The 19,798-nt window shown below is 71.5% G+C and carries 14 protein-coding genes; 10 read left to right on the plus strand and 4 right to left on the minus strand.

Features of this window, described 5'->3' with window-relative positions; translation table 11 throughout:
• The first annotated feature begins 15 nt into the window (after nt 1-15).
• The 3 genes from IR212_RS01520 to IR212_RS01530 all read left to right on the plus strand — a co-directional run bounded on the left by IR212_RS01520 (nt 16) and on the right by IR212_RS01530 (nt 8,923).
• Nucleotides 16-7,521 (plus strand): cell wall-binding repeat-containing protein, encoded by a 7,506-nt coding sequence (locus tag IR212_RS01520; protein WP_228479423.1) that lies wholly within the window; start codon nt 16-18, stop codon nt 7,519-7,521.
• 103 nt (nt 7,522-7,624) lie between these two features.
• Nucleotides 7,625-8,128: an amino-acid N-acetyltransferase gene (locus IR212_RS01525; RefSeq protein ID WP_194397288.1), complete on the plus strand. Its 504-nt coding sequence runs from the start codon at nt 7,625-7,627 to the stop codon at nt 8,126-8,128.
• A gap of 93 nt (nt 8,129-8,221) precedes the next feature.
• Complete coding sequence (locus IR212_RS01530; protein WP_194397289.1) at nt 8,222-8,923, plus strand: hypothetical protein; 702 nt, start codon at nt 8,222-8,224, stop codon at nt 8,921-8,923.
• A 26-nt stretch (nt 8,924-8,949) separates the two neighbouring features.
• Here IR212_RS01530 and IR212_RS01535 read toward each other — a convergent pair whose 3' ends face one another.
• Nucleotides 8,950-9,282, minus strand: a complete 333-nt coding sequence (locus IR212_RS01535) for a hypothetical protein (protein WP_194397290.1) — start codon at nt 9,280-9,282, stop codon at nt 8,950-8,952.
• Between the two features lie 108 nt (nt 9,283-9,390).
• Between IR212_RS01535 and IR212_RS01540 the strand changes: the two genes are divergently transcribed.
• Nucleotides 9,391-9,612 (plus strand): hypothetical protein, encoded by a 222-nt coding sequence (locus tag IR212_RS01540; protein WP_228479424.1) that lies wholly within the window; start codon nt 9,391-9,393, stop codon nt 9,610-9,612.
• A gap of 81 nt (nt 9,613-9,693) precedes the next feature.
• On the opposite strand, the gene IR212_RS01545 is transcribed toward IR212_RS01540, so the two are convergent.
• Complete coding sequence (locus IR212_RS01545; protein WP_194397292.1) at nt 9,694-11,262, minus strand: amino acid permease; 1,569 nt, start codon at nt 11,260-11,262, stop codon at nt 9,694-9,696.
• A gap of 184 nt (nt 11,263-11,446) precedes the next feature.
• On the opposite strand from IR212_RS01545, the gene IR212_RS01550 reads away from it, so the two are divergent.
• The 6 genes from IR212_RS01550 (at nt 11,447) to IR212_RS01575 (ending at nt 17,065) form a co-directional block, all read left to right on the plus strand.
• A complete protein-coding gene (locus IR212_RS01550) occupies nt 11,447-12,802 on the plus strand; it encodes a glutamine synthetase family protein (protein ID WP_194397293.1) in 1,356 nt (451 codons plus the stop codon).
• The gene (locus tag IR212_RS01555; protein ID WP_194397294.1) at nt 12,783-13,538 is read left to right on the plus strand and encodes a gamma-glutamyl-gamma-aminobutyrate hydrolase family protein; all 756 of its coding nucleotides are present in this window, start codon (nt 12,783-12,785) and stop codon (nt 13,536-13,538) included. The genes IR212_RS01550 and IR212_RS01555 overlap by 20 nt, the downstream gene beginning before the upstream one ends.
• Nucleotides 13,535-14,893 (plus strand): aldehyde dehydrogenase family protein, encoded by a 1,359-nt coding sequence (locus IR212_RS01560; RefSeq protein ID WP_194397295.1) that lies wholly within the window; start codon nt 13,535-13,537, stop codon nt 14,891-14,893. The genes IR212_RS01555 and IR212_RS01560 overlap by 4 nt, the downstream gene beginning before the upstream one ends.
• An 11-nt stretch (nt 14,894-14,904) precedes the next feature.
• Complete coding sequence (locus IR212_RS01565; RefSeq protein WP_194397296.1) at nt 14,905-15,678, plus strand: 3-oxoacyl-ACP reductase; 774 nt, start codon at nt 14,905-14,907, stop codon at nt 15,676-15,678.
• Between the two features lie 185 nt (nt 15,679-15,863).
• Complete coding sequence (locus IR212_RS01570; RefSeq protein ID WP_194397297.1) at nt 15,864-16,580, plus strand: FadR/GntR family transcriptional regulator; 717 nt, start codon at nt 15,864-15,866, stop codon at nt 16,578-16,580.
• Nucleotides 16,581-16,654: 74 nt separating this feature from the next.
• Complete coding sequence (locus IR212_RS01575) at nt 16,655-17,065, plus strand: dehydrogenase (RefSeq protein ID WP_194397298.1); 411 nt, start codon at nt 16,655-16,657, stop codon at nt 17,063-17,065.
• 194 nt (nt 17,066-17,259) lie between these two features.
• Here IR212_RS01575 and radA read toward each other — a convergent pair whose 3' ends face one another.
• Nucleotides 17,260-18,627 carry a DNA repair protein RadA gene (gene radA / locus IR212_RS01580; RefSeq protein WP_194397299.1) on the minus strand — a complete coding sequence of 456 codons (1,368 nt, stop codon included), beginning with the start codon at nt 18,625-18,627 and terminating at the stop codon, nt 17,260-17,262.
• Between the two features lie 164 nt (nt 18,628-18,791).
• The gene (locus IR212_RS01585) at nt 18,792-19,745 is read right to left on the minus strand and encodes an L-lactate dehydrogenase (RefSeq protein ID WP_194397300.1); all 954 of its coding nucleotides are present in this window, start codon (nt 19,743-19,745) and stop codon (nt 18,792-18,794) included.
• Nucleotides 19,746-19,798: the final 53 nt, after the last annotated feature.

Raw genomic sequence — 19,798 nt, forward strand, 5'->3', positions numbered from 1 at the left:
CCTCACTCGGTCCCTATGCTGACGACTGACCGCCCGGCACTGGGGAAGCGACGGAAGCGGTCGCGCGAGAGGCCGAGCCTCACGGGCCTCACGCGTTGGCACTGGGGAGTGCTCATGCAGGCGATGCGCATCCGTGACGGCATTCTCGTCGTTGGACCGGTGGTGGTGCCGGCCGCGTGCGCGGTGCTGCTGGCGACGATCTTCGCCGGCGCTCATTCCGGTCCGGCGACCGTCGTGAACGCGGGGTGGCTGCTTCCGCCGGCCGTCATCGCGTTCTGGGTGCTGGCGGTCTTCACGCGCCGGGGCCGGACGGGATCCCCGGTCCGGGACCGGCTCGCAGGCCTCGCCATCGCCGGCGTGCTCGCGATCGCGTCGACCATCCTTCTCGGCATCGCGCGCGTCGGCGCCGGCGCCGCGCCAGGGCACTCGGGCCACGCGGGTCAGACGCAAGCGGGTTCGCTCGAGGCCGCTGTGGCGGACGCGTCCGTGCTCGCGCCCGCGGTGCTCGTCATCGCGGTGCTGACTCCGTTCGCCGCCGCCGTCGCCCGTGCTGCCCGGTCCGGAGCGGGAGGGATCTCACGGCGTCGGCGTCGGCTGCTCGCGCCCGTCGCCGCGACGGTCGGCGCTCTGCTGGCCGCGACGCTTCCCGCTCTCGTGGCACCCGCTGCGCAGGCATCCGTCCCACCGGCGCCTGCCTGCGACGCCGCATCCGCTGTGCGCGTGTACGACATCGCGGCCGTCAACGCCTTCATCCCGTACTCGCGCTGGCAGAACGACTCGCGCGTGCCCGAACCCGACCCGGTCGTGGACGGCGTCGACCACCTCACTGACGGCGACCCCGGCGGCATGCTGTTCGTGCTGCAGCGCGACAAGCTCGCTGTGCAGAACTGGCACGTGCCGCTGGTGGGCACCGCCGCGGACGGCTACGCCGGTGACCCCGCCGACGGCCGGCGGCTGCGCCCGCGGCCGCTCGTGCTGCGCGCCAACGTCGGCGAGTGCGTCGCGATCACCCTCACCAACGAGCTCGACCCCGAGGCCGTCGCCGGCTTCCTGCCGCAGATCGATCCACGCGTGGCGCTGCGCGCCTTCGGCGTCTCGTACAACGCCGCCTCATCCGGCGGCGCCGCCGTCGGGTACAGCCCCGACGGATCGATCGGCGTGGGGGAATCGCGCACCTACTTCTGGGTCGCTCCGAAGTCCGAGGGTGTCTACCTGTTCCGCGACGAGGGCATGGCCGTCGCCGCCGTCGACGACGGCGGGGCCGCCGAGCACGGGCTGTACGGAGCGCTGGCGGTGCAGCCCAGCGGCGCCCGCTGGTTCGACCCGGTAACCGGTCGGGAGCTGTCGTCCTCGGTTCCCGACCAGCAGTACGCCGCCGTTGCCGACCAGTCCGGGGACCTCTACATCGACGCCGTGATCGCCGACGCCTATCAGCGTCGCTTCCGGGAGTCCGTGATCATCAGCCAGGACATCCTTCCGATGCAGGACCGCGCCGATCTGCCTCCCGAGGAGCTCGCGCTGCTGCCCGAGCCCTTCGAGCGCTTCGGCATGAACTTCGGCTCGGATCCGGAGCCCAAGCGCATCGGCTTCAACCTGGAGGGCACCGAGCGCTGGTGCGAGGACTGCAGCACCGAAGAGACCGTGCTCTCGTCGTGGGTGTACGGAGACCCCGGAATGGTCAAGCTCGCGTCCGGATCCGGGCCGTGGCTGCCCCAGGCGCCGGACTTCGGCGGCGACGACCCGCTCTCTGCGCCCGGCGGGCTGGTCGCCGACAACATCGAGGACTGTGGGCTGCTTCTCACCACCGCCGCCGGCGAGACCAGACCCGCCTCGTGCTACGTCACGAACGTGACCCGTGCCTACCAGGGCGATCCGATCAAGATCCGCTTCGCGCACGCCGGCAACTACGAGACCCACGTGTTCCACCTCCACGCGCACACGTGGCCCGCCGAGCCCGACGACGCGGGACCTGCCGGAACCGTGCCGCCGCGCCCGACGCCCGAGGCTCAGCCGCGCGCGACGACCATCGACTCGAAGACCTACTCGCCCTGGACGGCCTTCACCGCGGATCTCAACTACGGTGCCGGGGCGCGCGTCGGCACCGTCGGCGACGCGATCTTCCACTGCCACCTCTACACCCACTTCTCGCACGGGTTCTGGATGCTCATGCGCGTGCACGACGTGCTCGAGGACGGCTCGAGCGCTCTGCCCGACGGCACTCGGGTGGCGCCGTGGGTGCCGCTGGCCGCGGTGGCTCCCGACCTGGGGATGGCCGCGACCGTGCCGCCGCCGAAGAACCTCCCCACCTTCGATGTGCCCGGCTACCCGCGATTCATTCCCGGGGAATGGGGCGCACGGGCGCCGCAGCCGCCGCTCAGCGTCTGGCAGCGGGAATTCGACGTGAACGGCGACCCCGTGCTCGATGCCGAGGGCGATCCCGTGGAACAGGTGGTGATGCGGCACGCCGGCACCACGGCGCTCGACCCCGCACTGCTGGCGGCCACGCAGGACGTCGTCGTCGACGTCGACGTCGGCACGCTCACCCTGTCGTTCGCCGGCGCCGATGTCGACGTCGCGCTTCCCGCGACCGCCGAGCAGATCGCTGCCGCGCTCGAGTCCCTCGACGACGTCGACCGCGTCACGGTGACGGGGGCGGGAACCGCCGCCGACCCGTGGCGCGTCCGTCTCGACGCATGGCGTGCCACGGCCGACCTCACCATCGGCGCCGACGTGGCCCCGTCGGGCACCGCGACGACCACGCCGAGCGCCGGATTCACGCCCGCCGATCCCGCCACCGCGCGGACGGCGCACCGGCTCGCGGTGGAGCGCAACGTGCAGCAGACCTACCATGAGGCGCGCGGCACTGAGCCCGTGCCCGGCGCTCCGCTCGTCGATCCGTGCCCCGCTGACGCGCGGGTGGTGACATATCGCGTGTCGCTCATCCAGATGCCGCTCTGGTACACCGGCGACGCCGGCAACGGCTGGCGGGACGTGCAGGGGCGCATCCTCGTGGCCGATCAGGACGTCGACGCCGTGCTGGCCGGTGAGAAGCAGCCGGAGCCGCTGTTCTACCGGGTCAACTCCGGCGACTGCATCGACTTCGAGCTGACCAACCGGTCGCCGAACGTCATCGGCGACGACGCCTACCAGCAGCTGATGATGACGAACATGGCCGGGTCGCACATCCACCTGGTGAACTTCGACGTACTCGCCTCGGACGGTGCATCCAACGGGTGGAACTATCAGCAGGCGGCATTCAGCGAGGACCAGGCCGCATACAGCACAGCGCTTCTGGCCGGCGACATCGACTGCGCGGTGGGTGCGGTGTGCCTCCCGGCGATGCCGACGGGCCGCGACCCGGTCGCCGAGGCCGAGGATCCACGGGGCAACTGGCTTCACGAGGGCCAGACGATCAAGGAGCGCTGGTACGCCGACTACGAGCTGCGCACGGTGTTCAACCATGACCACCACTTCGCCGGCACCCTTCAGAATCGCGGATTGTTCTCTGCGCTGCTGGTCGAGCCGGCAGGATTCGACTCCCGGCATCCGTACACGGGCGAATGGCTGCAGCCGATCAACCAGGCGGCGCACGCCGCCGCTGCCGGCAAGCCGCAGTGCGTGGCGGCCTGCGTCGGCGAGGCGCGGGGCGCGGCGATGGACATGATCGGCCCCGCCGTGGCTCCCACCGGTGAGGAGGGCTGGACGCCGGACGACTTCCGCGAGTTCGGGCTCGCCGTCGCCGACTTCGTGCCGCTGTTCACGAAGTCGGCCACCCACGCCGACATCCTCGATCCGCTGAACGCCTTGGAGCCGCCGCATCAGCCGCTGGGGGCGCCCGAGGGCGACCAGGGCGGAATGGCGATCAACTACCGCGCCGCCCCGCTCGCGGATCGGCAGTTCGCCGGGCCGGCGCCGGAGCCGCCCGCTGCGCCCGGGGCGGCGCTCACGGACGAGCAGCTCGCCGCGGCCGGCTGGGTCGACCCGGCGTACGTGTTCAGCTCACGCGTATGGGGCGACCCCGACACGCCGATTCTGCGCGCGAACCGCGGAGACACCGTGCGGTTCCGCCTGATCCAGGGGTCGCACGAGGAGATGCACAACTTCACCGTGCACGGCCTCCGGTGGAAGAACGACCCGAACGATCCCGCCGCCCCGTACATCAACGCGAGGCCGATCGGCGTCTCGGAGGCATTCAACATCGATGCCGTCGGAGTGGACTGCGGATTGGGGGCGGCCGGTCCGTGCTTCCGCCCCACGGAGGGCGATGCGCCGCGGGTCGCGGACTTCCTCTACGGCGGCCCGGGCGTGGAAGACCTGTGGTTCGGTGTCTGGGGGATCATGCGGGTCTTCGACCAGACGGCCGGCAACGGGGGACTCCTGCCCCTGCCCGACAACGCGACCGCACTGCCCGTGGGGAACGCGCTTCCGCCGCCTGACCCGGTCGCTCCGGTGCCGCAGGCCGTGCCGACGCCGGCCTGTCCCGCGGCCGCGCCGGTGAAGTCGTACGACGTGTCGGCGATCAGTCACGACATCGCGTACAACCGCTACGGCGATCACGACCCGTTCGGGCTCGCGTACGTGCTCACCGAAGACGCCGACGCCGTGCGGTCGGGGGCGAAGCCGCTCGAGCCGCTGGTCCTGCGGGTGAACGAGGGCGACTGCATCCAGGTGACGCTGCGCAATGAGGTCGACTGGGAGCACTTCAACACGCACGGCCGGCTCGGCACGCTCGACGGCGACGCGCCCATGCCGCTGGAGCCGGTATGGCCCGAGGAGCGCGCACCGGGTGAGCCGGTTGAGCCGGAACCGGGGAGCGGCGTGCCGTGGGTGGCCGGGAACCGGGTGTCGCTGCATCCGTCCCTCGTGAGCTACGACGTGCGCACCTCGGACGGCACGACCGTCGGCTACAACTTCGACCAGACCGCGGGCCCAGGGCAGTCGGTCGAGTACACCTGGTTCGCCGACGAGGTGGTCTACCAGGACCCCAACGCCGCGCCGGCGCTGACCGACGGAGAGCTGGGCGTCGTGCCGCTTCTCGCCTACGGCGACGTGCGCGGCACCCGCCACCACGGTCTCCTCGCCGCGCTGGCCGTCGGCCCAGGTGATGCGATCTACCACGATCCGCTCACGGGTGAGCGTGTGCACTCCGGCGCGCAGGTCGACGTCGACCCGTTGGGCGAGGGCACTGATTACCGTGACGCGGTGGTGTTCCAGCACAACGGGCTGAACATCCGTGACGCCGAGGGTCGTCCCATGCTCGATCCGATCATCGGTGACTGGCCCGACAAGGGCGAGCGCGCGATCAGCTACGCAAACGCTCCCGTTCACCGCCGCCTCGGGCTGACGCATCCGCTCGTCGACAAGTTCGTCGATCCGCCGATCGACCCCGAGGGCCCGCCGTTCAGCGACGCCGACTTCGGCGACCGGATCGCCAACGTCTTCAGCTCGACCTATCCGATCGACACCGGCGGCGGGCCCGTCCCCATCGGCGACCCGGACACGCCCATCGTGCGCGCCTACAACGGCGACCCGCTGCGGCTCCACGTCGTGGCGGCGGGGGACCGCGCCCGCGTGGTGCAGTACGCGGTGCAGGGCCACAACTGGCTCGAGCACGCGTTCGATGCCGGGTCGGTCCGCGCCGGGACTCAGGGCTCGATCGCGACGGGCAGTGCGCACACGTTCCACATGCCCGCCGCGGGCGGCGACCTGCAGGCCGTCGGCGACTACCGATACGGCGTGGAGAACGGCACCATGGGCCTGTCGGCGGGGAGCTGGGGGATCGTGCGGGTCTACCAGCAGCCCACGCCGCCGATGGCGCGCGTGCTGACACCGCTTGCGCAGTGCCCGAACCCGTTCCTCGGCTGCAACCCGCTACGGGTGCTGAACGAGAGCCTGACGCCGGTGGCGGGGATGCCGCGCCTGGACGTCGGAGCCACCCCGGATGCCACCGCTGTCGGCGGAAACGTGGAGGTGTCCGCTGCGCTCCTGATCGGCGAGGACCCCTCCGGGCCCGGGCGCCCGGTCGCCTTCACGTGGCCCGAGGGAGGGGACGTGCGCAGCGAGGTGCGCACGACCGACTCGTCCGGCATCGCGCGCCTCGACATCGAGGTCGCCGAGTATCCGCCAGGAGGCGTGCTCGAGGTCGGAGCCGCGGCGACCGTTGCGTTCACGGACGGGCGGCCGCCCATGGACGTGGTGGGTGGGGCACGCGTCCTGGTGCTGGATCCGGCGGATACGACCGGACCGCACGTGGTCGCCGTCGAACCGCCCGACGGTGCGAACGGCGTCGCACGCTCAACGCGGCTCGTTCTCAACTTCTCGGAGCGCGTGGATCCGGCTTCGCTCGCCGGCGCTGTCCGGCTGGTCCGTGAAGCGACGGGTGAGGCCGTCGAGGCGGAGCTCATCGAACAGCACGGTGACGACGTCAGCCGGTCCTCGGTCATGCTCACGCCGGCTCAGCCGCTGCACACCGGTCGGTTCCGCGTCGACGTCGACACGGCGGTGACCGACCTTCTCGGCAACACGATGGCGGAAGCGCACTCCAGCACATTCGATGTGGTCCACACCACTCTCAGCCGGATCGGCGGAGGGGACCGATTCGAGACGGCCGCACTGGTCAGCGCCGAGGGATTCCCCGACGGAGCGGGGACGGTGTTCGTCGCGAGCGGTCGCGCATTCCCGGACGCCCTCGCCGGAGGCCCGGCAGCCGCTGCGCTGGACGCGCCCATCCTCCTCGTCGAACCGGATGGTCCAGTGCCGCCCGCGACGGCGGCCGAGCTGTCGCGGCTGATGCCGCTGCACATCGTCGTCCTCGGCGGACCCGCGGCCGTCTCCGATGCGGTGGTCGACGCGCTGCGTGCGCAGCTGCCGCCGGGCGGGACTGTCGAGCGGCGTGCCGGCGCCGACCGGTACGGAACCGCAGCGGCGATCAGCGCCTCGGTGTTCCCCGCGGCGGACCGGGTGTTCATAGCGAGCGGCCGGGACTTCCCGGACGCGCTCTCGGGTGCGGCCGTCGCCGCGGGGCTCGGTGCGCCGGTGCTCCTCACGGCGCCGACGACGCTCCCGGAGTCGACCGCGGCCGAGGTGAGCAGGCTCGCTCCGGCCGAGGTGGTCATCCTCGGCGGGCCCAGCGCCGTCTCGGCGGCGGTCGCGGACGCCGTCGCGGCGACGACCGGGGTATCGCCGCAGCGGTGGGCCGGGCCGACGCGCTACGAGACGGCGGCCGCCATCAGCGCTGAGGTCATCCCGGACGGACCCACCGCCTCGGTCGCGCTGGCGACCGGCGCGAACTTCCCCGACGCGCTCGCGGCGGCCCCGGTGGTCGGTCCGCGTGGAGCACCCATCATCCTGCTGCCGCCGGCCGGCCCGATTCCCGACGACGTGATCCGCGAGCTGCGACGGCTGGATCCGATGACGCTGCAGGTCCTCGGCGGCCCGGCGGCGGTGAGCGACGCTCAGGTCCAGACGGTGCTGACGGCTGTGGCATCCGCTGGCGACGGTCCGCCCGCCGTTCCCCAGTGACGGGGGCGGCCCTGTCCCGAACGCGCACTGTGCCGTTTCGCCCGGCCGGAGACGTCGTGTGCGCGATTCGAGGCCGGGGAGTGCAGGGATCTACGCTGGACGGATGGCAGAGTTCACGGTGCGGCCCGCGCGCACGCGCGACATCCGCCGCATCCAGGCACTCCTCGAGCCGTTCGTGCAGCGACGCATCCTGCTCGGCAAGGACCTCGTCGTGCTCTACGAGGCGACGCAGCAGTTCCTGGTCGCGGAGGACGCCGGGGGCGAGCTGATCGGCTGCGGAGCGCTCCACGTCATGTGGGAGGACCTCGGCGAGGTCCGCACGCTCCTCGTCGCCGACGGGTGGCTGCGGCACGGGGTGGGGCGCGCGCTCGTCGAAGGACTGGAGGAGAACGCCCGCACGCTGGGGCTCTCGCGGCTGTTCTGCCTGACGTTCGAGGTCGACTTCTTCACGCGACGCGGCTTCGAGCCGATCGGCGAGCAGGTCGTCGATCCCGACGTGTACTCGCAGCTGATCCGCTCCCCTGATGAGGGCGTCGCGGAGTTCCTCGATCTCGCGCACGTGAAGCCGAACACCCTCGGCAACACGCGGATGATCAAGCGCCTCTGACAGCGGGCGCCGGGAGGGTCGCGTCGACGTCGTGTCCGGGCATCCGGGGCGTGCCGACCGGCGACGGCGCCGCCCGGAGTTAGCCTGGTCATCATGACCGGCACCACTCCGCGCCGCCGCCACTCCCTGGCGGTCTACCGTCGCCGGCGCCTGGTCGTTCTCGTGGCGCTGCTGGCCATCGCGGGACTCGTGTGGCTGCTGGTCGCCCAGCCCTGGCGCGGATCGGCCGAGGAGTCGGACCCCACCGGTCAGCGCACGTCGTCGCAGAACACGGCGGACTCGCTGCCGGTGCCGTCGCCCGGGCAGACTCCCGAGCCGTCGGGCACCGGGGCGGTGGAGGGCGCGCTGGTCGAGGGCGCCACGCCTGCTCCCGGCGCGACCCCCGTCGCCCAGGAGTGCGTCGCCAGCGAGCTGACGGTGGAGCCCGTGACCTCGGCCGACACGTTCACCGGCGACCAGAAGCCGCAGTTCTCGATCGAACTCACCAACAACGGTCCCGACTGCACGCTCAACGTCGGCACCAGCGCGCAGTCCTTCACGGTCACCAGCGGCGACGACGTGTGGTGGCGCTCGACCGACTGCCAGAGCGAGCCCAGCGACATGATCGTCCTCATCACCGCGGGGCAGACCGTCACCAGCGCGGCACCGCTGGAGTGGGACCGCACGCGCTCCGCCGTGGGGACCTGCGGTGACACGACCCGCCCCGTCGCGCCCGGCGGAGGCGCGTCGTACCACCTGTCGGTCGAGATCGGCGGCATCGCGTCGACCGAGCCGAAGCAGTTCCTGCTGTACTGACGCGGGCGAACGGCGCGCCCGGCGGGTCACCCGCCCGGCGAGGCATCCGTGTCGCCCGTCCCGTCCACCGCGCTCGCCCACACCCAGCAGCGGTACTCGGTGCCCGAGATGCGGAAGCGGATCGCGATCGCCCGAGGCGTCCACATGCAGGCCTCGGCATCGACCTGGATCGGCGTGCCGCCGAACCGCACCCACGCCCTCACGGGCTTGGGCTTCGGATCCGTCGTGCAGGGCAGATCGTCGAGCCGGAGCTCGAGCCGTGTCAGGGTCTCGAGCGGGCCGCCGGCGGCCACCCGCTGCAGGATCCTCTCGCCCATCAGCCGGTCGTAATGGTCGGCGTACCGCCTGTTCGTGCCCACTGCCGGCTCCCTCCTCCGGCCCACCGCCACTCTACCGAGTATCGAAGATGTGTTCTATTCTGTTATGCCATGACGACCTCTCATCTCGAACATGACGCAACCATATGGATGACCGACGACATCCCCGCGCGCATGTTCTACGCGGGTCGCCGCTGGCGCGTCAGCGATGTGCCGACTCGGCTGCGGGAATCCATCTGGGCCATGCCGCTCGAGCGGGGACGCGGCATGTACGGCTGGCGGTTCCAGGCGACCAGCGACGCCGGCGAGGTCGTGATGTTCGACGTCTACCGCGACGGCGTCGACTGGCATGTGCACCACACCTACACGTGAGCATGCGCCCGGACGCCGCGAAGCGGGGCGTTCCCAGTCCGCCCCGCTCCGCTTCCCCACACCGAGGTGTCAGCCGAACACCTAGGTCCTGTCGTCGAAGATCTGTCCCTCCATCGCGTCGTATCCCTCGGCCTGCGGGTCGCCGTGCGCGCCGCCGGAGAGCGCGTACTCCTCTTCGGGAGAGAGCACGAGCCGGTGGCGGAAGAAGAGGCCGAAGCCCACGAGCAGCACCACGTAGACGACTGCGATCGCGATGATCGCCGGAAGGAAGGTCGGGTTCAGCAGGAAGCCGACGAAGATCAGCAAGGCGATCGCCGCCGCGATGACGGCGCCGGGGATGCCCCACGGGCTGCGATACGGCCGCTCCACGTCCGGCAGCTTCCTGCGGAGGAGGACGAACGACACCATCTGCAGGAAGTACGCCAGCACGGCGCCCCACACCGCGATGTTGAGGACGATCGCGCCCGCGACGCTGCCCGAGCCGCCGGTGAACTCGATGATGAGCAAAGCGATGAAGCCGATCACGGCGCCGATCACGAGCGCCACCCACGGCGTCTTGCGCTTGCCGGTGAGCGACAGGAACCGGGGATAGTAGCCGGCGCGCGACAGCGAGTACATGTTGCGGCCGTACGCGAACATGATGCCCTGCAGCGAGGCGAGGAGTCCCACCAGGGCGAAGAGCGCCAGGACCGCGGCCAGGCCGTCGCCGACGATCGCCCGGAAGCCGTCCAGCAGCGGCTCGGCGGCCACGCCCGTGGCCTCGGCGCCCAGCACGCCGGTGTTGAGGAAGAGCACGAGCAGACCGGTGACGATGAGCGTGCCGCGTGCCCAGAACCCGGCACGAGGGATGTCGCGCACCGGGTCGTGCGACTCCTCCGCGGCCAGCGGCAGCTCCTCGATGCCGAGGAAGAACCACATCGCGAACGGCAGGGCGAACAGGATCGGGAGCACGCCGTGCGGCAGGAACTCGGTCTGGCCGGGATCCGGGGCGATGTCCCACAGGTTCGCCCACTGGAAGGCGCCGGAGAAGATCGCCATCGCCGAGAACACCAGGATGATGCCGATCGAGATGACCGAGACGACGATCGCGAACTTGAACGAGATGCTGGCGCCGGCGGCGTTCAGCGCAATGAAGACGGCGTACAGGATGATCCACCACACCCAGCCGGGCAGCGACACCCCGAGCAGCTCGGAGGTGATCGCGTCGGCATACGACGCCGAGAAGAAGACGATGACGGCGGTCGTCGCGACGTATTCGATGGTCTCGGCGGCGCCGGTGATGAGGCCTCCCCAGGGGCCCATCGCGGAGCGGGCGAACGAGTAGGCCCCGCCGGTGTGGGGCATCGCCGCGGCCATCTCGCCGATCGAGAAGATCATGCCGTAGTACATCGCCACCAGGATCACGAAGGCGATGAGCATGCCGCCGAATCCGGCGAAGTCGATGCCGAAGTTCCAGCCGGAGAAGTCGCCCGAGATGACGGCGGCCACGGCGAGGCCCCACAGCCCCCAGACGCCGGCGGCGCGCTTGAGCCCGCGCTTCTCGAAGTACTCTTGGCCGGCGCGTGTATAGGTCGCTCCGGCGACCTTCGCGGATCCTGCGGTGGACGGTGCCGGACGATCCGGCCGTGCTGCACTGCTCGCTTGGGACATCGGTCCTCCAGTGATGGGCGAAGGAAGGGGCGCTCGGGTCGCGCGCTTGCACTTGTCGCAAATTGTGGCGCTATTGGTGGGCTGTGTCTACCTTTGCATCGGATTTTCGTTAGAGTGAGCGCGGGCCCGCGGCTGGGCATGGTGGCGTCGGCGACGCGTCGCACGCCGACACGGAGGAGGACGGATGCCGGGAAACCTCACCGTCGAGCAGCTGAACGACCGGATCGCGACCGGCGACATCGACACCGTCGTCGTCGCGTTCGCCGACGCGCAGGGGCGCCTGGTGGGCAAGCGCGTCTCGGCGCGCCTCTTCCAGGAGGAGGTGCTGCCGAACGGCGCAGAGGCCTGCAACTACCTGCTCTCGGTCGACGTCGACATGAACACCGTCGACGGCTACGCGATGTCGAGCTGGGAGACCGGCTACGGCGACATGATGCTCCGCCCCGACCCGGCGACGCTGCGGCTCGTCCCGTGGCTGCCGGGGTCGGCGCTGGTGATGGCCGATCTCGCGTGGGAAGGCGGCGATCCCGTCGTGCAGTCGCCGCGCGACATCCTCGACCGGCAGCGGCAGCGCCTCGCCGACCGCGGCCTCGTCGCCTACTCCGGCACCGAGCTGGAGTTCATCGTCTTCGACGACACCTACCGCCAGGCCTGGGCGAAGGGCTACCGCGACCTCACGCCCTCAACCGACTACAACGTCGACTACGACCTGCTCGCCTCGGGGCGGCTCGAGCCGCTGCTGCGCGACATCCGCCTCAAGATGGACGGCGCCGGGCTGTACACGGAGGGCGTGAAGGGGGAGTGCAACCTCGGACAGCAGGAGATCGCCTTCCGCTATGCGGAGGTGCTCGAGACCGCCGACCAGCACGCGATCTACAAGAACGGCGCGAAGGCCATCGCCGAGCAGCACGGCAAGGCGCTGACGTTCATGGCGAAGTTCAACGAGCGCGAGGGCAACAGCTGCCACATCCACCTCTCGCTGCGGTCCGAGGCGGGTGACCCCGTGATGGCGGGCGACGGCGCACACGGCTTCAGCCCGCTGATGGAGCACTGGATCGCGGGCATCCTCGCGACACTGCGCGAGTTCACGCTGCTGTACGCGCCGAACATCAACTCGTACAAGCGGTTCGCCAAGGGCTCGTTCGCCCCGACCGGCATCGCCTGGGGCGTCGACAACCGCACGTGCGCGCTGCGCGTGGTCGGGCACGGCTCGTCGCTGCGCGTGGAGAACCGGGTGCCCGGCGGCGACGTCAACCCGTATCTCGGCATCGCCGCGATCATCGCCGGCGGCCTGCACGGCCTCGAGCACGAACTGCCGATGCCCGAGGCCCTCGCCGGGAACGCCTACACGTCGGGCGTCGACCACCTCCCCACCACGCTGCGCGAGGCTGCTGCGCTGTTCGACCGGTCGGCGATCGCGCGCGCCGCGTTCGGCGACGACATGGTCGAGCACTATCTGAATCAGGCGCGCATCGAGATCGAGGCGTACGACGCGGCCGTGACGGACTGGGAGCGGGTGCGTGGCTTCGAGCGACTCTGAACGGCGCAAGCCCGTCATCGGCCTGACGACCTACCTCGAGCAGGCGAAGCAGGGGGTGTGGGATGTCCGGGCGGCATTCCTGCCGCAGGTGTACTTCGACTCGGTGACCGCGTCGGGCGGCGTCGCGGTGCTGCTTCCGCCGCAGCCGGATCCGGATGCCGCCGCCGACGCCGTCCTGGACGGCCTCGACGGTCTCATCCTGACCGGGGGCCTCGACGTCCAGCCCGAGCTGTACGGTGCGGAGCGGCATCCGACCACCGACCCGGCGCGTCCGGAGCGCGACGCGTGGGAGCTGGCGCTCTTCCGCGGAGCGGAGGAGCGAGAGATGCCGGTGCTGGCGATCTGCCGCGGCCTCCAGCTCGTCAACGTGGCGCGGGGCGGCACGCTGCACCAGCACCTGCCGGAGGCGCTGGGCACGGAGCGGTACCGGGTGGGTGGCGGCGTCTTCGCCACCAACGAGGTGCTCGTCGACGACGGCACCCGCCTCGCGGGCCTTGTGGGGGCGGGCCCCATGGACGTGCACAGCTACCACCACCAGGGGATCGACCGGCTCGGCGAAGGCCTGGTCGTCACGGCGCGCGCCGACGACGGGCTGATCCAGGCGTTCGAGTCCGACGGCGACGGCTATGTCATGGGGGTGCAGTGGCACCCCGAGCAGAACCAGGAGGATCGCCGCCTGTTCGCAGGGCTTGTGGCGGAGGCATCCGTCTACGCGTCCCGGGAGGTCCGCGCATGACTGCGACGTTCACGCTCATCAACCCGGCGACCGCGCGGCCGATCCGCGAGATCGCGCGTGCCGATGAGGCGCAGACGGATGCCGCGATCGCGCGGGCCGTCGCGGCGCAGCGGTCGTGGGCGGCGCTCCCGCCGGTCGCCCGGGCCGACGCCCTGCGGGCCTTCGCGCGCGTCGTCGAGGACCACGTCGAGGAGCTTGCGCACCTCGAGGTGCTGAACTCGGGGCATCCGATCGGCTCGGCGCGGTGGGAGGCGTCGCACGTCGCCCAGGTGCTGAACTTCTCCGCCGGTGCGCCCGAGCGGCTGTCGGGCCAGCAGATCCCGGTGGCGGGTGGGCTCGACGTGACGTTCCACGAGCCCTACGGGGTCGTCGGCGTCATCGTGCCGTGGAACTTCCCGATGACGATCGCGTCATGGGGCTTCGCCCCCGCCCTCGCCGCGGGCAACGCCGTCGTCCTCAAACCGGCCGAGCTGACGCCGCTCACTGCGCTGCGTCTGGGCGAGCTCGCCCTCGAGGCGGGACTGCCCGAGGGTCTGTTCGAAGTCGTGACCGGATCGGGCTCGGTCGTCGGCCAGCGCTTCGTGTCGCACCCCGATGTGCGCAAGGTCGTCTTCACCGGCTCGACATCGGTGGGCGTCGACGTCGCCGCGGGATGCGCACGGGAGCTGAAGCCGGTGACCCTCGAGCTCGGCGGCAAGAGCGCGAACATCGTGTTCGCCGACGCCGACCTCGAGAAGGCCGCCGCTTCGGCGCCGGGCGCCGTGTTCGACAACGCCGGCCAGGACTGCTGCGCCCGCAGCCGCATCCTGGTCGAGCGCTCGGCGTACGACCGGTTCCTGGAGCTGCTCGAACCCGCGGTGCGGGCCTGGCGGGTGGGCGACCCGGGCGACGAGAGCACCGAGATGGGGCCGCTGATCTCGGCATCCCACCGCTCCACCGTCGAGGGTTTCCTCGAAGGCGCGAACGTCGCGTTCCGCGGCTCGGCCCCTGACGGCGACGGATTCTGGTTCGCGCCCGCCGTGGTGCTCGCAGAGCGCGGCGACCGCCTCGCGCAGGACGAGGTGTTCGGGCCCGTCGTGGCGGTGCTGCCGTTCGACGACGAAGCCGACGCCATCCGGCTCGCCAACGACACCATCTACGGCCTCGCCGGCTCCATCTGGACCGAGAACCTCGGCCGCGCCGTGCGGGTCTCGCGCGGGGTCAAGAGCGGCGTGCTGTCGGTCAACTCGCACTCGTCGGTGCGGTACTGGACGCCGTTCGGCGGCATGAAGGCCTCGGGCCTGGGCCGCGAGCTCGGCCCGGACGCGGCCGAGCACTTCACCGAGACCAAGAACGTCTTCTTCGCGACGGACTGAGAGGGAACACCATGGATCTGACCGCGAGACTGAAGGACCGGGTCGCCATCGTCACGGGCGGAGCGTCGGGGATCGGGCTGGCGACGGCGCGGCGCTTCGCCGCCGAGGGGGCGCGCGTCGTGATCGCCGACCTCGACCCTGAGGCGGGCGAGGTGGCCGCCGACACGGTCGACGGGGTGTTCCGCAAGGTGGACGTCGCCGACGAGAGCGAGGTCAACGCCGTGTTCGACGGCGTCGCGGCCGAGTTCGGGCGGATCGACATCGCGTTCAACAACGCCGGCATCTCGCCGGCCGACGACGACTCCATCGAGACCACCGAGCTGCCGGCCTGGGACCGTGTGCAGGACGTCAACCTCAAGAGCGTGTACCTGTGCTCGCGCGCGGCGCTGCGCCACATGGTGCCCGCGGGCAAGGGCTCGATCATCAACACCGCGTCGTTCGTCGCCCTGCTGGGGTCGGCGACGTCGCAGATCTCCTACACCGCCTCGAAGGGCGGGGTGCTGGCGATGACGCGCGAGCTCGGCGTGCAGTTCGCCCGGCAGGGAGTGCGTGTGAACGCCCTCTGCCCGGGCCCCGTCAACACGCCGCTGCTGCAGGAGCTGTTCGCCAAGGACCCGGAGCGCGCGCAGCGCCGGCTGGTGCACGTGCCGATGGGCCGGTTCGCCGAGCCCGAGGAGCTGGCCGCCGCCGTCGCCTTCCTCGCCTCGGACGACGCCTCGTTCATCACGGCGACCGCCTTCGTGGTCGACGGCGGCATCACCAACGCCTACGTCACGCCGCTGTAGGGACTGGCCGTGGTGACCTCGTGTGTCATGACTCCACCTCGGCGTGAGGTGCCTTCGCCCCCACCCCCGGTATTCCGCGGCGGGGCCGGGCGTGGTGCGCGGCTCAGGCGGAGTTGCGGCACGGGTGCGCCTCGCCGGCGCCGGCGCGCGCAGATGGACTCCCGATCGGATGCCGGGGCCCCAACGTGACCGACGCGCCGCTGCACGAGGTGCGCAAGGCCGTGTACCGGCCGGTGCGCGAGGGCAACGCGCTCGAAGACACCGTCGCCCGGCTCGCCCAGACCATCCGCCTGGGCGTCGTCGCCCCGGGGGAGTCGCTGCCGTCGGAACGCGAGCTGGCCGTGCTGTACGCGGTGAGCCGCGACACCGTCCGCGAGGCCATCCGCGAGCTCGCCGACACCGGCTACCTGGTGCGCCGCCGCGGGCGCTACGGCGGGACGTTCGTCGCCGACCCGCTGCCGCAGCCGCCGCACCCGCGCGACGTCGCCGCCGCGGAGTTCGAGGACGTCCTCGGCCTCCGCCGCGTGCTCGAGGCCGGCGCCGCCCGCGCCGCGGCCGGACGGACGCTGGACGCGTCGGCCCGCGAGGTGCTGTGGGCCCGGTACGAGGCCGTGGCCGAGGCATCCGCCGCCGACTACCGCCGGCTCGACACGCTGCTGCACTTGACGATCGCCGAGCTCGCCGGCATCCCGTCGCTCGTCGCGCTCGCCGCCGAGAACCGCGCGAAGGTCAACGAGTGGCTCGACACGTTCCCCCTCCTTCCGCGCAACATCGAGCACTCCAACGCCCAGCACGAGCACATCGTGACCGCGATCCTCGCCGGGAGACCGGATGCCGCCGAGGCGGCGATCCTCGAACACCTCGCCGGTTCGGAGGCGCTGCTGCGCGGCTTCCTCGCCTGAGGCGCCGGTCGTCTTGCTCGACGCCGGTGGATCGGCGAGCGGCGCGGACCGGTGTTCCGCCTACGCTGGAGGACGTGGCAGGCAAGAAGCGCGCGAAGAAGTCGACGGAGCCGCTGGAGTTCCGCAACACGCAGCTGACCGACGCGCTGCAGACCCAGGACATGGCGGCGGTGGCGTTCGCGCTGCGCCACGGACCGACCGTCGTGCCGCTCATGCGCCCGGGTCAGCGCGACAACCCGCTCGACGTCGGCGAGGTCTGGACCTACCGCGACCCCGACACCGGCGACATCGCGCTGCTGCTCTTCAGCGACGCCGCACACAAGCCCGCAAGCCTGCCGCCCGGAGTCGCGCTGCAGTCGCCGGCGTGGCTGCGCGCGTTCCTCGGCGCCCACGAGGCCGAGATCACCACGGTGTTCTTCGACATCGCCGGACCGCACCCGCTGCAGGCGGCGCCGGCCGACCTGATCGCCGCGCTCGACGCCTGAGAAGGCCCCGACACTCCGAAACGCAGGTTGCGTCGAGGGGCGCCGCGGGGCAGACTCGCCGGATGGAATTCCTGGTCGTGGGACTCGTCTGCGCCGCCGGTCTGATCATTCCGGTCGCCCTGGGCATGTCGCCCTCCGAGCGGCGACGTCGTCCTCGCGGCCGCTAGCTCGGGGTTGGGCGAGAGCGCGCAGGTTCAGAACTCCGGGATGTCCTCCCCCGGCCGGCCCTTCGCGCGCACCTTCACGTCGCGGACCGCACCGCCCAGCGAACCCGATCGGTGGTCGATGACATCGCGATAGCCGAGCCGGGCTCCTTCGCTGCGGCGCTGCGGTGCCTGGGTCACCGGCCGCACCTCGCCGGCGAGGCTGAGCTCGCCGACCGCGGCGATGTGCCGGGGGATGGTCCACCCCTCGACGGCGCTGGCCACGGCCAGCGCGATGGCGAGGTCGGCCGCCGGCTCGGCGAACCGCACACCGCCCACCGTGGACACGTAGACGTCCTGGTCGGAGGTCTTGATCTCCATCCGCTTCTCGAGCACGGCGAGCACGGTCGCCACACGCGCAGCGTCGACGCCGTTCACGATGCGCCGCGGGTTGCCCGACTTGCTCGCGATGGTCAGCGCCTGCACTTCGACCGGGAGCGCGCGGCGTCCTTCCAGGGCGATCGAGACGCAGGTGCCCGGCTCGGTGCTGCCGTGTCCGAGAAAGAGCGCGCTCGGGTCGGGGACCTCCGCGATGCCGGCGCCGGTCATGTCGAAGCATCCGACCTCGTCCGTCGGGCCGAAGCGGTTCTTCAGCGCCCGCACGAACCGCAGCGACGTCTGGCGATCGCCCTCGAACTGGCACACCACGTCGACGAGGTGCTCGAGGATGCGCGGACCCGCGATGGACCCGTCCTTCGTGACGTGTCCCACGATGATCGTCGGGAGACCGCGCTCTTTCGCGACGCGGATCAGCGTCGCGGCCACCTCGCGCACCTGCGACGGATGCCCCGCCATTCCTTCGGAGAGCGCCGACGACACCGTTTGCACGGAGTCGACGATCAGGAGATCGGGCGCGACGTCGTCGACATGCCCGAGGATCGTGGCGAGGTCGGTCTCGCTCGCGAGGTACAGCTCGTCGTGCAGCGCTCCGGTGCGCTCGGCGCGCAGTCGCACCTGCGCCGTGGACTCCTCGGCGCTCGCGTACAGCACACGCCGGCCCTCGCGAGCCGACTGGGCCGCCACCTCGAGCAGCAGGGTGGACTTGCCGACGCCCGGTTCGCCCGAGAGCAGGATGGCCGCCCCCGGCACGAGCCCGCCGCCGAGGACGCGATCGAACTCGCCGACGCCGGTCGTGCGCCGCGGGGCGTCGGACGTGTCGATGCGCGTGATCGGCTGCGCAGCGCGCGTGGCGCCGGGGGAGACGGGCGCGATCGCGCGGACGATGCCGGTCTGCTCCGCGGCCTCGACCACCGTGCCCCACTGCTGGCACTCGCCGCACCGCCCCACCCACCGTAGCGTCGTCCAGCCGCACTCGGTGCAGCGGTAGGGCGCGGTCTGCGTGGGGCGTCGGGCTGCCATGGCCCCAGCGTACGTCGCGCCGGCGACATCCCCGGGCGGCCTCGCTGCGCGGCCGACGAGTCGAGGCGTTCCGGCCCGGTCGAGGCGTTCCGAGCGTGCGGAACACCACGGATGGAACGGGATGCCTCGACTCGCGGCCCGCGTCGGCCCGCTGCCCTCGCGCGTCAGTCCCGCAGCGAGTCGGCGACCTTCTTGAGCGCATCGGCGGATGCGCGGAACAGCTCGAGCTCGCGGTCGTCGAACTTCGTCTCGCGGATCGGCACGGCGCCGGTCGCGCTCACCACCGACGGGACCGAGAGGGCCACCCCGTCCACGCCGTGGAAGCGGCTCAGCACCGTTGAGACGGGCATGACCGCGCGCTGGTCGTTGAGGATCGCCTCGATGATGCGCGCGCTGGACAGACCGATGGCGTAGTTGGTCGCGCCCTTGCCCTGGATCACCTTGTACGCGGCATCGCGGACGTCGACGGCGATCTGGTCCAGCTCCTCGACGGTCATGCGGTCGCCGCGCGGCGTCACCCACTCGAGGATCGGGACCGTGCCGATGGTGGCTTTGGACCACAGCGGGAACTCGGTGTCGCCGTGCTCGCCGACGATGTAGGCGTGCACGCTCGAGGTCGAGACGCCGGCGCGCTCGGCCAGCTTCCACCGCAGCCGGGAGGTGTCCAGCACCGTGCCGGAGGCGAAGATGCGCTCGGGCGGCAGCCCGGTGTCCTCCTGCGCGAGCACGGTGAGGACGTCGCAGGGGTTGGTGACGACGACGTAGATGGCGTCGGGAGCCGCCTCGAGCAGCTGCGGCATCATCTTCTTCATGATCCCGGCGTTCACGCCGGCGAGCTCGATGCGGGTCTGCCCCGGGTGCTGCTTCGCGCCGGCCGTGATCACGACGACGTGCGATCCCTCGACGACCGAGAGGTCGCTGCCGCCGACGATGTCGCTGGAGCCGGTGAACTGCGTGCCGTGCGCAAGATCGAGCACCTCCGCCTCGACCTTCTCGGTCGCGATGTCGTAGAGCGCGACGTGCCGGGCCGATCCCCGGATGAGGGCCGCGTAGGCCGCGCTGGAGCCGACGCTGCCGGCCCCGACGATGGTGACTTTCGAGTTCTCGATCACAGCCATGCCGCCAGTCTGGCAGTGCCGGGCGGGCTGCGGCCAGCGCGTGCGAGCGCGAC

The organism is Microbacterium atlanticum (genome assembly GCF_015277815.1).
GTDB classification, from domain to species: Bacteria; Actinomycetota; Actinomycetes; order Actinomycetales; family Microbacteriaceae; genus Microbacterium; species Microbacterium atlanticum.

What these genes read in the sequence shown, in the direction of transcription:
- IR212_RS01550 (WP_194397293.1), top strand. Translation starts at nt 11,447, where the DNA reads ATGCCGGGAAACCTCACCGTCGAGCAGCTGAACGACCGGATCGCGACC.
- IR212_RS01540 (WP_228479424.1), top strand. Translation starts at nt 9,391, where the DNA reads ATGACCGACGACATCCCCGCGCGCATGTTCTACGCGGGTCGCCGCTGG.
- IR212_RS01560 (WP_194397295.1), top strand. Translation starts at nt 13,535, where the DNA reads ATGACTGCGACGTTCACGCTCATCAACCCGGCGACCGCGCGGCCGATC.
- IR212_RS01565 (WP_194397296.1), top strand. Translation starts at nt 14,905, where the DNA reads ATGGATCTGACCGCGAGACTGAAGGACCGGGTCGCCATCGTCACGGGC.
- IR212_RS01545 (WP_194397292.1), bottom strand. Translation starts at nt 11,262, where the DNA reads ATGTCCCAAGCGAGCAGTGCAGCACGGCCGGATCGTCCGGCACCGTCC.
- IR212_RS01530 (WP_194397289.1), top strand. Translation starts at nt 8,222, where the DNA reads ATGACCGGCACCACTCCGCGCCGCCGCCACTCCCTGGCGGTCTACCGT.
- IR212_RS01585 (WP_194397300.1), bottom strand. Translation starts at nt 19,745, where the DNA reads ATGGCTGTGATCGAGAACTCGAAAGTCACCATCGTCGGGGCCGGCAGC.
- IR212_RS01520 (WP_228479423.1), top strand. Translation starts at nt 16, where the DNA reads ATGCTGACGACTGACCGCCCGGCACTGGGGAAGCGACGGAAGCGGTCG.
- IR212_RS01525 (WP_194397288.1), top strand. Translation starts at nt 7,625, where the DNA reads ATGGCAGAGTTCACGGTGCGGCCCGCGCGCACGCGCGACATCCGCCGC.
- radA (WP_194397299.1), bottom strand. Translation starts at nt 18,627, where the DNA reads ATGGCAGCCCGACGCCCCACGCAGACCGCGCCCTACCGCTGCACCGAG.